Annotated in this window: 7 protein-coding genes; 4 read left to right on the top strand and 3 right to left on the bottom strand. The window is 65.4% G+C overall.

Annotation, left to right across the window (positions count from 1 at the left end; translation table 11 throughout):
• The first annotated feature begins 126 nt into the window (after positions 1-126).
• The 4 genes from wecB (at position 127) to K9F62_09090 (ending at position 8,727) form a co-directional block, all read left to right on the top strand.
• The gene (wecB, locus tag K9F62_09105) at positions 127-1,311 is read left to right on the top strand and encodes a UDP-N-acetylglucosamine 2-epimerase (non-hydrolyzing) (GenBank protein UJX42813.1); all 1,185 of its coding nucleotides are present in this window, start codon (positions 127-129) and stop codon (positions 1,309-1,311) included.
• Positions 1,308-3,599: a glycosyl transferase family protein gene (locus K9F62_09100; GenBank protein UJX42812.1), complete on the top strand. Its 2,292-nt coding sequence runs from the start codon at positions 1,308-1,310 to the stop codon at positions 3,597-3,599. Before wecB ends, K9F62_09100 begins: the two co-directional genes overlap by 4 nt.
• Positions 3,600-3,771: 172 nt before the next feature.
• The gene (locus K9F62_09095) at positions 3,772-7,698 is read left to right on the top strand and encodes a tetratricopeptide repeat protein (protein ID UJX42811.1); all 3,927 of its coding nucleotides are present in this window, start codon (positions 3,772-3,774) and stop codon (positions 7,696-7,698) included.
• 12 nt (positions 7,699-7,710) lie between these two features.
• Positions 7,711-8,727 carry a DUF4434 domain-containing protein gene (locus K9F62_09090; GenBank protein ID UJX42810.1) on the top strand — a complete coding sequence of 339 codons (1,017 nt, stop codon included), beginning with the start codon at positions 7,711-7,713 and terminating at the stop codon, positions 8,725-8,727.
• Positions 8,728-8,885: 158 nt separating this feature from the next.
• Here K9F62_09090 and K9F62_09085 read toward each other — a convergent pair whose 3' ends face one another.
• The 3 genes from K9F62_09085 to K9F62_09075 form a co-directional block, all read right to left on the bottom strand.
• On the bottom strand, positions 8,886-11,018 hold the full coding sequence (locus K9F62_09085; GenBank protein ID UJX42809.1) for a molybdopterin-dependent oxidoreductase: 2,133 nt from the start codon (positions 11,016-11,018) through the stop codon (positions 8,886-8,888).
• A 184-nt stretch (positions 11,019-11,202) separates the two neighbouring features.
• Entirely contained in the window at positions 11,203-11,628 is a 426-nt protein-coding gene (locus tag K9F62_09080) for a DUF1772 domain-containing protein (protein ID UJX42808.1), read from the bottom strand.
• 18 nt (positions 11,629-11,646) lie between these two features.
• A complete protein-coding gene (locus tag K9F62_09075) occupies positions 11,647-12,759 on the bottom strand; it encodes a DegT/DnrJ/EryC1/StrS family aminotransferase (GenBank protein UJX42807.1) in 1,113 nt (370 codons plus the stop codon).
• Positions 12,760-12,964: the final 205 nt, after the last annotated feature.

The following is a 12,964-nucleotide window of genomic DNA, read 5'->3' as shown; positions in this document are numbered from 1 at the left end:
GGACGCGGTGCGGCCATGCCCCCTTGCGTCCTCTCCGGGCTTGGTTATTATATTGATTGATTTCAGACCGTTTTTATCCGAAATAAGGGAAACCATGCCCACGGTCTGATCCCGGAAGGAGCAGGCATGTCCGAGAAATACCATGTCGCCGTCATCGTCGGCACGCGGCCGGAAGGCATCAAGATGGCCCCGGTGATCCACGCCCTGGCCGCGCGTGGCGACACGTTGCGCCACAGCATTGTTTCCACCGGACAGCACCGGGAAATGCTGGCCCAGGCCCTTTCGCTTTTTTCCATCGAGCCCGATGTGGACCTGGCCCTCATGACGCCGGACCAGACCCTGTCCGGCCTGACGCAAGCCGCCATCGGCGGGCTGACCGAATGCCTCGCCCGGCTGCGACCGGACATGCTGCTGGTCCAGGGCGACACCACCACCGTGTTCGCCGCCTCGTTGGCCGCCTTTTATGGCGGCATCCCGGTGGGGCACGTGGAGGCGGGACTGCGCAGCCACGACATGGCCAACCCCTTTCCGGAAGAGGCCAACAGACGCCTGACCAGCGTGTTGGCGGGGCTCCACTTCGCCCCCACCCCCCTGGCCAGGGAGGAATTGCTGCGCGAAGGACACGACCCGGAGCGCATCATCGTCACCGGCAACACCGTGGTCGACGCCCTGCTCGGGCTGTCCGAGACCCTGGGGCCGGGACGTTGCCCGCTGCTGCAAGAACTCGCGCCCCAGGCCGGCCGGTTCGTGCTGGTCACCTCCCACCGCCGCGAAAGCTGGGGCGAGGCGCTGTGCCACATCTGCGACGCCGTGGCCGATCTGGCCCGGGCCTTTCCCGACGTGCCCTTCATCTACCCGGTGCACCGCAACCCCCATGTCCGCGAGGTGGCTTTTTCCACCCTGGGCGGGCTGCCGAACGTGCATCTGACCGACCCGCTCGATTACCGGTCCTTCGTGCTGCTCATGCGCGACGCCAGCCTGATTCTGACCGATTCCGGCGGCGTGCAGGAGGAGGCCCCGACCTTCCGCACCCCGGTGCTGGTCTTGCGCCAGGTCACCGAACGGCCCGAGGCCTCGCGCCTGGGGCTGGCCAGGCTGGTCGGTACGGACCGGGCGACCATCGTGGCCGAGGCAACGCGGCTCTTGACCGATGAAACGGCCCGGGAGGCCATGCGGCGCGGCCCCAATCCCTACGGCGACGGCAAGGCCGCCGGCCGCATCGCCGAAGCCATCTGCCGCTTCGCCGCCGGCGACCGGCCCGTGCTCCCGGCCGGCCAACAGTTCCAAAGCCAGGAGGGCACGCAGCCATGACCACCTTCGACCTCATCATGCCCTACGCCCTGCTCGGGCTCCAACTGTTGCTGATCGGCCTTGGCGTCATTTTCCTGCTCAGCGGCTTCGACGAGCTTTTCATCGATATCGTCTACATGCTGCGCCAAGCCTACCGGTACCTGATCATCCGGCGCAAACACCCGCCCCTGACCGAGGAACTGCTCCTGGCGACGCCGGAAAAGCCCGTGGCCATCATGATCCCCTGCTGGGACGAATCGGCCGTCATCCGGCGCATGCTGGACAACACCATCCGCACCATCCACTATTCCAACTACCAGATCTTCGTCGGCACCTACCCCAACGACCCCAAGACCCAACGGGAAGTGGACCTGGCCCGGGAGGTCTACGGCAACGTCAACCGCATTGTCTGCCCCAAGGACGGCCCCACCAACAAGGCCGACTGCCTCAACTGGGTCTACGCCGGCATCAAGCACTTCGAAAAGGAACACGGGATCACCTTTGAAATCTTCGTGATGAACGACTCCGAGGATCTGGTCCATCCTCTCTATTTAAAGCTCTTCAACTACCTCATTCCCCGCAAGGACATGATCCAGTTGCCGGTCTTTCCGCTCATCCCCAAGTGGTGGCGCTTCACGGCCGGCCATTACGCCGACGAATTCGCCGAAAACCATGCCCGGGACATGCTGGTGCGGGAAATCCTGAGCAAGTCCGTGCCCTCGGCCGGGGTGGGCAGCGGCTACAGCCGCCGAGCCCTGGAAACGCTGGCCGCGGACAACAACAACCAGCTGTTCAACATCGATTCCCTGACCGAGGACTACGACTTCGGCCTGCGCATGCGTAAATTCGGCCTGCGCCAGGTGTTCGTGCGCCAGGTGCTGCACCGCCGGGTCAGCCGCAAGGGCTTTTTCACCGGCAAGCCCAAGGCCGTGACCAAGCCGGAATTCATCGTCATCCGCGAATACTTCCCCCGCACCTTCCGAGAGGCGGTGCGCCAGAAGTCCCGCTGGATCATGGGCATCGCCTTGCAAGGCTGGGCGAGCCTCGGCTGGCAGGGCGGCTTTTGGAACCGCTACATGCTCTACCGCGACCGCAAGGCCCTTTTGACCAACCAAATCAGCATGATGGCCAACTGCATCGTCCCGGTCGTCGGGGCGCTGTGGCTGTACCAAAAGCTGTTTCCCGAAGCCTACCATTACCCGCCCGTCGTCGAGGCCGGGACATGGCCCTGGTACCTGCTGCTGGCCAACCTCTTCTTCTTTTTCTGGCGCGCCACCATACGCATGCTCTACGTCTGGCGCGTCTACGGCTTCTGGCAGGGACTGCTCTCCGCTCCCCGGCTCATCTGGGGCAATACCATCAACTTCGTGGCCACCATGCGGGCGCTGCGGCTTTATGCCCGCTATCTGGCCACCGGCAAGGTCATCGCCTGGGACAAGACCGACCACATCTATCCCTCGGAAGCGGAACTGGTGAGCTACCGCCGCCGCCTGGGCGACCTGCTTTTGGACCGGCGCTTTGTCACCATCGCCCAGCTCGACGCCGCCCTGGAGCGCCAGAAGCAGACCGGGCAGCCCCTCGGGCAGGTGCTCCTGGACATGGGGCTGACCAGCCAGCACGAGCTGATCCAGGTGCTGGGACTGCAATTCCGCCTGGAGCCCCGGGCGATCGACCCCTATCAGGTCCCCGTGGACGCCATCGCCGCCCTGCCGCGCGAAGTGGCCATGGCCAACGACGCCTTTCCCCTGGAGATCCTGCCGAGCGGCTCCCTGGCCGTGGCCGTGGAAAACCCGCCTTCGCCCCAGGCCCTCATGGACATGGAAAAGGCCGCCGGCCGCTCCATCGAACTCTTTCTGGCCACCAAAAGCGATCTGGCCTTCGCCCTGCGGCGCGGTTTCGAGCGGCTGGCCGACACGGACGCCGCCGAGAGCCGCTCCGTCGCCCAACACCTCAAGAATCGCAACCTCGTGACCGAGGAACAGTTCGAGGACGCCGCCCGCAAGCGCCGCCAATGCTACACGCGGCTCGGCGACATCCTGGTGCGGAGCAACATCCTCGACTATTCCCGGCTCCAGGAAGCCGAGGCGCGCTTCCTTTCCCACGCCCAGTCCACGGGCCGGTTCGGCGATTTTCTGGTCGGCCAGGGCTACATCACCACCGACCAGCTGACCCAGGCCCTGCGCGAACAGGAAACCTCCTGTCCGTCGCTGCGCGAGGTGCTGTGCCAGCTCGGCTACGCCACGCCGGACATGGTGGCGGACGCCGCCCGAGAGATGGATGCGGCGTCGGCCGCCCCTATCACAAAATGATACGGACACGGGGCGGGGATTGAATCAGACAAACGGGAGGGATGCGGCAGCCGCCCCCTCTCGATATTGTCCCTTCATTTCCGGTTAGATACAGCCAACGAGACGTTGGACTGGTTCTTGCTTTATAAACATGGCCCCGCCGTACCAACCCAGGCCATACGTGGACCGCACTATGCAAAGCACCCGCTGCCGTATTCTTTTCGTCCTGCCCCTCCTGGTCCTCTGCCTCGCGGCCGGACAGGCCCTGGCCGCGGGAAATGCCCATGAAGTCGGGGCTACCGACGGAAAAGGCAAGAGTTGGATCGGCAGGCAGCTGTCGCATTTCAAGGCCTATCCGCATCTGGACATGGCCTACCGCCGCATGAAGGAGAACCGGCGCGAGGAGGCGCAAAAGGAATTCGAGCTTTATCTGCGCATCCAGCCGGACGACCTTGCCGCGCGCGGCGATTACATGGACCTGCTCTACGACCTGGGCCGCTACGACGCGGCCATGGCCGAAGCCCATCGCATCCTGGCGGCCAAACCCGACGACGCCTCCGCCCTGCTCACCTCGGGCCTTTGCCTCATGCGCGCCGGCGACCTCAAATCCGCCGTCGCCCCCATGGAGCAGGCCGTGTCCCTGACCAAGGACAAGCCCGTGCCCCACCGCGTGGCCGTTTTGGCCACGGCCGACGTGCTGGCGAAGCTGGGGCGCTTGCAGGAAGCCCTATCCCTGCTCTCCAGCCTGCCCGAGACCGAAGGAGACTACGCCCTCAAGCAGGCCAAGGGCGTGCTGTTGGCGAAAATGGGCGACAATGTCCAGTCGATCCAGGCCTTTACCCACGCCCTGGCCGCCGCCGGCAACGACAAGGAAAAACTCGCCACCCTGCGCGCCCTGGCCGTGGCCAGCGCGGACGCGGGCGATGCGCAAAAGGCCGGCGCGTATCTGACCGAAGCCCAGCGCCTGGCCCCAGGCGATCCCGTTCTTTTGCAGCAGCAGGCCGTCCTGGCCAACAAGGCCGGCCGGTTCGAGGAGGCCGCCCGCCTGGGTCAGGAACTGACGCGGCTGGCCCCCACCCTGGAAAACAAGCTCTTTTTGGCCAACGTCCTGGCGTCGCTCAAGCGTTACGACGCCGCCGCCGCCGAACTGACGCCGCTTTTGGCCCAAAAGCCCAAGCCCAAGGAGGCCTACCGCCTCAACATGCGCCTGGGCGTGCTGGCCATGCAGGCGGGCAAACCCGGGGAAGCGGCCGTCTATTTCCGTGCCGCCGTGGACCTGCGCCGCGAGCCCCTGGCCCTGGTCCGGCTGTCCCGGGCCGAAGAGCGCGCGGGGCGCACCCAGGAAGCCGCCCAGGCGCTGCACGAGGCCGTGAGCATGGGCGCGGACCCGGACAGCCTGCTCGAACTGGCGACACTGCTCACCAAGCTCGACAAGAATGCCGCCGCCATCACCTATCTCGACAAGGCCCTGAACGAAGCCAAGGACCCGGCCCAGCGCACCCGCATCCTGGCCATGAAGGCCACGCTTTTGGCCGAAACCGGCGACAACGCCGCCGCCCGCAAAGTCCTGGAGGACGCGCTCAAAGCTCCGGGCGCGGACAAGGCCCGGCTGTTGGCCCAGCTTGGCGAAACCTGCCTGCGCCTGGGCGACGCCCCGGCGGCCGTGGCCGCCTTCACCCAGGCCCTCTCGGCCGGCGCGGGGCAGGATATCCAGGCGTCCCTGGCCGAAGCGCTCGTCAAGGACGGGCAGGCCGAACGGGCGCTTGGCATCTACAAAACCCTGGTCGAGAAGGCCGCGACCCCGCAAAAGCGCGCCGCCTACCGCCTGGCCGTGGCCAACCTGCTCTCGCGCCTGGGCCGCAACGCCGAGGCCGCCCCCATTTTCCAGGAACTGGCCGCGTCCGGGCAACCCACCCTGTTGCGTCAGGCCGGCGAAAGCTTCGCCGCCGCCGACATGGACAAGGACGCCATCGCCAGCCTCGAGGCCTTTACGCGCCAGGACGTAAGCCCCGCCGACAAGGCCGAAGCCCTGCTCGCCCTCGGCAATGTCTACGCCAGCCGGAAAAACGCCGCCAAGGCCTACGACGCCTTCGAGCAGGCCTCGCGCCTGGCCTCGAACCTGCCCCGGGACAAACAGGCGGAAATCGCCCTGGGCCTCGGCACCGCGGCCGCGCTTTCGGGCCGGCCGGCCAAGGCCATAGCACCCCTGACCCAGGCCCTTGGCCTCATGGACAACGGCTCGCGCAAGGCCAAGGCCATCATGACCCTGGCCCAGGCCTACGGCACCTTGGGCAACGCCCCAAAAGCCATCGCCTTCTGGCGACAGGCGGCCGCCGCGCCCGGGGCGCTTCGAAGCGACATCGCCGCTTCCGAGGAAAATCTCGGCTACGCCCTGACCCGGGCCGGCGATCTGCCCGCCGCCGAAAAGGCCTTCCGCCGCGCCCTGGTCCTCTCCGGTCCCAACTGGCGGGTGCTGTCCGCCCTGGGCCAGATCGCCTACACAACCGGCCGCTACCAGGAAGGTCTGGACGCCTTTTCCCAGTCCCTGGCCCTCCATCCCGACCCGGCCACCCGCATCGCCATGGCCCGCTGCTACGAAAAGCTCGGCAAGCCGGGCCTGGCTCTGGTCGATTTCGACAAAGCCACCCCGGATATTTCCTCCCTGTCGCCACAGGACCGCCGCGCCTATTACCGGGCCAAGGGCTTCCTCTACGCCGGGGAATCCCGCAACGAAGCCGGCATCGCCGCCTTCAAGGCCACCCTGGCACTCGGCTACGATCCGGAAACGGCCACGCGGCTCGGGCGTCTGGAACGGCTGGCCGGCCATCCCGAGGAAGCCAAAAAGACCCTCGAAGCCGTGGACCCGGCAACGCTCCCCCCGGACTTGCAAGTCCTGCGCTTGTCCGAACTGGCCTCCCTGGCCGAGGCGGACAAGGATTACGATACGGCCCGCAAGTTCCTCGAAGCCTCGCTGGCCATCAAAGCCGACGCCGACACGGAATTTCGCCTCGGCAACGTGCTGCGCGACGCGAAGCACCTCAAGGAAGCCATCGAGGCCTACCGCCGGGCCGTGAAGCTCGACGACGCCAACCGCTACCTGACCGCCCTGGGCTACGCCTTAAGCGAGGACAAGCAGTACGCCGCGGCGGCCGAGGTGTTCGAGACCGTGCTCCACCGCGACCCGGACTACCTGCATCTGTGGGAGGACCTCGGCTACGCCTACATGCACGAGTGCGACAACACGAAATCCGTGGACCGCTTCAAGCGCGCCATCGACAACGCGCCGCTGCGCCCGGTGGACAGCCCCGAAGACCGGGAAAAGCTGGACAAGGACGTCTACCGGATGCGCAAGGAAGTGACCAAGCTGGAGACGCACTTCACCACCACGGCCTACATGTCCTACATCGCCGGAGACGCCGGGCCGCTGCCCTCCTCCGGGGGCGACTCCATGGACACCATCCGCTCCGGGGCCGGCGCGGAGTTCGCCTGGATTCCGCCCAAGATCGGCTTTCGCGACGACCGCATCCTCCAGGTCATCGGCCGGGCGACGGCCAGCTTCAACAAGGACAGCCTGGAAATCGACGACAAGTCCTGGCAGGGCGCGGCGGGACTGCGCTACAAGCCTTTCAAGACCCAGAACCTCAACGTCGGCGTCGAGCGGCTGTTCAAACTCGGCAAGGCGGCCGAGGACAACTGGCTGCTGCGGGCCATGTATTCCCTGACCGACGGCTACGACGTCAAACCGAAAGAAAAATACTGGAACTACTCGTACTTCTACGGCGAATACGACTACTACACCGAAAACGACCCGCGCAGCATGTTTTACGCCGAAGGCCGGCAGGGCATCTCGTTCAACGTCCGCGACCGGTTTCTCATCACGCCCCACGTCGTGGCCGACGTGCGGGTCTGGTCGCCGGACCTCAACGAGTCGTCCTATGTGGAAGGCGGCGGCGGGTTGTCATTCAAATACCTCTTCAACCGCGCCGACTACGAGGTCGAGCGGTCGTCCCTGGAATTCCTGCTGCAATACAAGTACGGGACGCTTTTCAACAAAACCAAGGTCACGGACAGGGAAAACGTCATCAACGCCCTGTTTCTGACCACCATTCTCAAATTCTGATCGGAGGGGGCCATGGGAAGCGCTTTTCGCCGCATCGTCCCGGCACTGCTGTGCCTCCTTGCGTTGCTCGGCCCGGCCAGGCCGGCAGCCGCCGAGACGCCGCGTTTCACCGGCACCTTTCTCCAGCTTCTGGCCGACCATGCGTCCTGGGACGCGGCCCGCTGGCAGGCGCTTTTCACCGCCCTGCGCGCCATCGGCGTGGATGAAGTGGTGGTGCAGTGGAGCGTCAACGACAAAGCCCCCACCTACCAGAGCGAACACTTCACCGCCCCGCCGAGCCTCTCCCTGCCGGCCGTGCTCCAGGCGGCCAGGGCCAGCGGCATGCATCTCGTGCTGGGGCTCGTGCACGACCCGGCCTACTGGGAAAAAATCAAGCGGGACCCCAAGCTCGTGCGGGTCTATTTCCGCCGGCTGCTCCTCGAAAGCCTAGCCGCCGCCAAGGAGCTTGCCGCGCTTACGGCGGAAGACCCGACCGTCGTCGGCTATTACATTCCCCAGGAAATCGACGACCGCAGCTGGCTCGAGCCGGATCGCCAGGACGTGCTGGTGGAATACCTGACCGATTTGCGGGAAGGGCTGCGCCAGATCGTGCCGGGCCTGCCCGTGGCCATTTCCGGATTTTCCAACGCCTTTGCCGAACCCCTCGTGCTGCGACGGCTCTGGACGCGGATTCTCGGCGCAAGCGGCATCGACCGGGTGCTCTTCCAGGACGGCGTGGGCGTGGCCAAGCTGCTCCACGGCGAAACCGGCATCTTCCTGACGGCGGTTTCCCAGGCCGCCCAGGAAACCGGCCGGGCCTTCACCCCGGTCGTCGAAACCTTCACCCAGGTCGCCGGACCGCCGATCAACGACAAGCCGTTCCAAGCCATTCCCGCGCCCCTCGAGCGCCTGAAAAAACAGCTCGACACGGCCGGACGCCTGCCCCACGACGGCATCGTCGCCTTCAGCCTGCCCGAATACTGCTCGCCCTTCGCCGGCCCGGCGGCGGCGGCGCTCTACGCGCAGTACAAAAGCGCTTTCATCCACTGACAGGAAGAGGGGAGAAGAGAATGCGAGAGGGGAAACCCTTTCAAGAAAGGGTTCTCCCCTCTCGCGCTCTCCCCTTCCTAAAGTTTTTCAATTTTTCTGGGATAGAGAGAGGATATTCCTCTCTGTGATGGAGCGCGGGGAGTCCGATTGGGCGGAGGCTAGTCCGGCTCCTTTTCCACGGCGCAGAGCAGTCCGCGCAGCTGGTACGAGCCGAAAGCCGGATCATAGGGCGGGCCGTCGTTGGTCAGGACGTTGGCGTTGGACTCGAACGCCCCGAAATCGAATGCGCCGCGCTCAGGGAACCACCAGCCGTGGTCGACGCTGACCACTCCCTCCCGGATGTCCGCCGTGACTTTGGCCCGCATGCGGATGGCCCCGCGCGGGCTTTTGACGATGATCCAGTCACCGTCGACGATGCCGAAGCGGGCGGCCGTGGCCGGCCCAAGCTCGGCCAGGGGATCGGGACGCCTCTTGCGAAGCCCCGCCACCTGCCGGCCATCGCTGTGGAAAAATTCCAGTCGCCGCGCCCCGGTGGTCAAGACCAGCGGAAACTCGCGTGCCACCTCCGGCGCGGACACCGGACTTTCCGGCGGTTCGGCAAAGGACGGCAACGGATCATAGCCCAGCCGGGCCAGCGCCTTGCAGAAAAATTCCACCTTGCGGCTCGGCGTGCGAAAGCCCTTTGCCGCAAACCGCCGATAGGCGGGCTCGGCCATGACCATGAACCGGTCGGCCAGCTCGTCGAAAGTCAGGCCGATAGGCTTCAAGCGCTGGTCGAGAATGTCGGTCAGCGTCTCGTCGGCCCCGGGAAGCCCCAGACGCCTCGCCAGGTCGTTTAAAATCAACTCGTTTTGCCGGCACTCGCCCACCTGCGCCAGCTTGCGATGGCCAAAGACCGCCTGCGGGGCCACCAGCGGCAACTCGATGATCTGGTCGATCTCCGGCCAATAGGCCGACGGCAGCACGTAATCGGCCAACGCGGCGGTCGGGGTCATGAAATGATCGGCCACCACGAGCAGATCCAGGGCGCGAAGCGATTCGAGCACACCCAGGCTGTTGGCCACGGTGGCCAGGGGATTGTTGCCGAAGACGAGCAGTGCCCGCACCCGGTAGGGCTCGCCCGTGCGCATGGCCCCGAAAAGCCCGGGGAGGTGCGCCGCCGGCATGAACGCCCGAAACCCGCCCAGAAGCTTGAACCGGTCGGCCCCGAGACGCTTGGCCAGGGCGTCCGGCGGCAGGGCCTGCCGCATGACCGGATAGGCGGCCACCAGATCGTGGCCGAAAACATCCCCGCCCGGAATGTCCAGATTGCCCGTCAACCCACGCAAAATAGCCACGGCCCGTACGGTTTGCAGGCTGTTGGGATTCTGCTCCAACGACACGCCCCATTCGAGGATGGACGGCTTGTCCAGGGCGTAGCGCCGGGCGGCCTCGAGAAGCGAGGCCGCCGGCACGCCGGTCACTTCCTCGGCCCACGCTGGCGTGGCCGCTCCCACCCGCTCCCGCAGCGCCTCGAACCCGGAACCGTAGGCTTCCACGAACTCCCGATCGTACCATCCCTCTTCGATGATGGCCCGGATCATGGCCAGAGCCAGCGCCGCGTCGGTGCCGGGCCGAATCGGCAGCCACAGGCCGCAACGCTTGGCCGTCTCGCTACGCCTCGGGTCGACGGCGATGCCGTAGGCTCCCCCGGCCAGGGCCTTCTTGATCGGAAAGGCCAGCTCGCCGTCCGGCCCGGAGACCAGCGGATTGTGGCCCCAGAATAAAATGGTGCGCGGCGGCACGTCGCCGTAATAGTCCCCGGCCACGAAACCGCCATAAGTGAGGTTGCAGGCCGTGATGCGCGGAATGAAACAGTTGGCCAGCCCCGGCTCGTACCAATTGGGCGTGCCGAAGGTGTTGGCGAAGCGGATGACGTGGAAATAATGGTGCCGGCCGGTGCCCTGGCCCAGGGCCACGGACTCGGGGCCGGACTCCCGGCGAAACGTGTCCAGGCGGGCGGCGATGTCGGAGAGCGCCTCGTCCCAGGAAACGCGGACGAATTTCCCCGCCCCCCGCTCCCCCACGCGCTTAAGCGGATGGCGCAGCCGGTCCGGGTGGTACATCGCCTCGGGCGTGGACAGGCCCTTGACGCACATGCGGCCGCAATTAAAGGGCGACCCCGGCCAGGGCCGCACCTGCGTCACCCGCCCGCCGGCAACCGTCACCCGGGTCGCACAACCGCCATGGCAGACACGGCAGACGCTCCGGAACTCGCCGTCAGGCCAAAGGGAAGTGGAGAGAGAGGGCATAGGAACCGGGGGGAAACCTTTCTGAAGAAAGGTTCTCCCCCCGGGCCCCCTTTCCAAAGACTTTTAACGATAACAAAATGTTATCCATAGCCCACCCATAACCATTATAAACTTTAGGAAGGGGAGAGCGCGAGAGGGGAGAACCCTTTCTTGAAAGGGTTTCCCCTCTCGCATTCTCTTCTCCCTAAAGCGCGGCAAAGAAGCTCAATACGGCCAGGATGCCGAGCCCCGCACGCACGACGTGGAGAATGTTCCACTTCTCCAGAAGCGCCCGGGTGTCGGCATTGGCGTCATCGGAGTTCATCGCCATGAGCGTGTTATTGAGGGGCATGATCCACTTGCGCGTCACCACCCAGATGGCGCAGGTGAAAAGCGAGCCCGTCAGATACAGCCCCTTGCCCGTCCAGAGGAGCCCGACCATGCCGAAAAAGAAGCCGGCCATGACCAGGGAAGCCTGCATCCGCCTGGCTCTTGGGTAGCTGCGCTGCCACTGGGCCAGCATGTCGGCATCCAGGAAAACGCGCCGGGCGGGATGCTCGACGATGTTGATATACAGGGCCGCGCCGGTAAAAGCGGCCATAATGGCCAAAGCGATGGCGCCGAATTCCACGGGAAAACTCCTTGGGGCTTAGGCCCCGACCGCGTCCAGGGTGTCGCGCAGGGCGGCGATGGCCGTATCCTGTTCGGCATCGGACAGCGACGGGTACATGGGCAGGGAGAAAATCTCCCGCGCCGCCCGCTCGGTTTCGGGCAGGTCGCCCTCCTTATAGCCCAAATGGGCATAGCCCGTCATGGTGTGGATGGGCCAGGGGTAGCTGATGTTGACGTTGACGCCCCGCTCCTTGAGCCCGGCGATCACGGCGTCGCGTTTTTCGTGACGCGCCACGTACAGATAATAGGCGTGCTCGTTGCCGGGAGCCACGGCCGGCAGGGTCAGCGACGTGTCGGCCAGAGCGGCGTCGTAGCGCGCGGCCAGCTGCCGCCGGCGGGCGAGATACTCCGGCAGGTGCTTGAGCTTGCCCAGTAATATGGCGGCATGGATCTCGTCCAGGCGCGAATTGTAGCCGTGCTCCAGGGCGTAATAGGTCTTTTCCATGCCGTAGAAACGCAGGCGCTTGAGCTTGGCCGCCGTCTCCTCGCTTCCCGTCAACACCATGCCGCCGTCGCCGTAGGTGCCGAGGATTTTGGTCGGATAAAAGGAAAACGAGGCCGCGTCGGACATGGAGCCGGCCACCTGACCGTTTCGCACCGCGCCATGGGCCTGGGCGCAATCTTCCACCACGCGCAGCCCGTGGCGCTCGGCCACTTCCCGCACGGCTTCCATGGCCACGCACTGGCCAAAGAGATGCACGGCCACAATGGCCTTGGTGCGCGGGGTCACGGCCGCTTCCAGCTTGGCCGCGTCCATCAGATACGTGGCCGGGTCGATATCCACGAACCGGGGCACGCCCCCGGCGCTGACAATGGCCGAAACCGTGGGCACGGCCGTATTGGCAACGGTGATCACCTCGTCGCCGGGCTGTATCCCCACCGCCAACAGCGCCAACAGCACCGCGCTCGTGCCGTTGTCGCAACCCACGCCGAAACGCGTCCCGCAATAGCCGGCAAACGCTTCCTCAAAAGCCGCCACATGCGGCCCCAAAATCAGCTTGCCCGACTCCAAAACAGCGGTAACGGCGGCCAAGATCTCCTCCCGCTCCGCTTCATATTCCTTCAAATATCCCCAAACATTGACCGCCATAGTCGTTCCTTGTGAGGAGAGGAGCGGAGAGAGGAACCGGGGGGCGGGAACCCTTTTTTTGGTAAAAAAGGGTTCCCGCCCCCCGGGCCCCCCACCCTCCCCAAAAACTTCTAAAGGGTTGTAGCCAACTACTTTAAACTATTGTATTTTCAATAGTTAAAAAAATTCCTTATCCTTTCGCCCCGAAGGGGCGACGGCGTGGTGG

The organism is Desulfovibrio sp. JY (assembly GCA_021730285.1).
GTDB lineage: Bacteria > Desulfobacterota > Desulfovibrionia > Desulfovibrionales > Desulfovibrionaceae > Solidesulfovibrio.
Note: the sequence above shows the minus strand (reverse complement) of the source record. Positions and strands in the feature narration are given on the sequence as shown.

What these genes read in the sequence shown, in the direction of transcription:
- K9F62_09100 (UJX42812.1), top strand. Translation starts at nt 1,308, where the DNA reads ATGACCACCTTCGACCTCATCATGCCCTACGCCCTGCTCGGGCTCCAA.
- wecB (UJX42813.1), top strand. Translation starts at nt 127, where the DNA reads ATGTCCGAGAAATACCATGTCGCCGTCATCGTCGGCACGCGGCCGGAA.
- K9F62_09095 (UJX42811.1), top strand. Translation starts at nt 3,772, where the DNA reads ATGCAAAGCACCCGCTGCCGTATTCTTTTCGTCCTGCCCCTCCTGGTC.
- K9F62_09085 (UJX42809.1), bottom strand. Translation starts at nt 11,018, where the DNA reads ATGCCCTCTCTCTCCACTTCCCTTTGGCCTGACGGCGAGTTCCGGAGC.
- K9F62_09090 (UJX42810.1), top strand. Translation starts at nt 7,711, where the DNA reads ATGGGAAGCGCTTTTCGCCGCATCGTCCCGGCACTGCTGTGCCTCCTT.
- K9F62_09075 (UJX42807.1), bottom strand. Translation starts at nt 12,759, where the DNA reads ATGGCGGTCAATGTTTGGGGATATTTGAAGGAATATGAAGCGGAGCGG.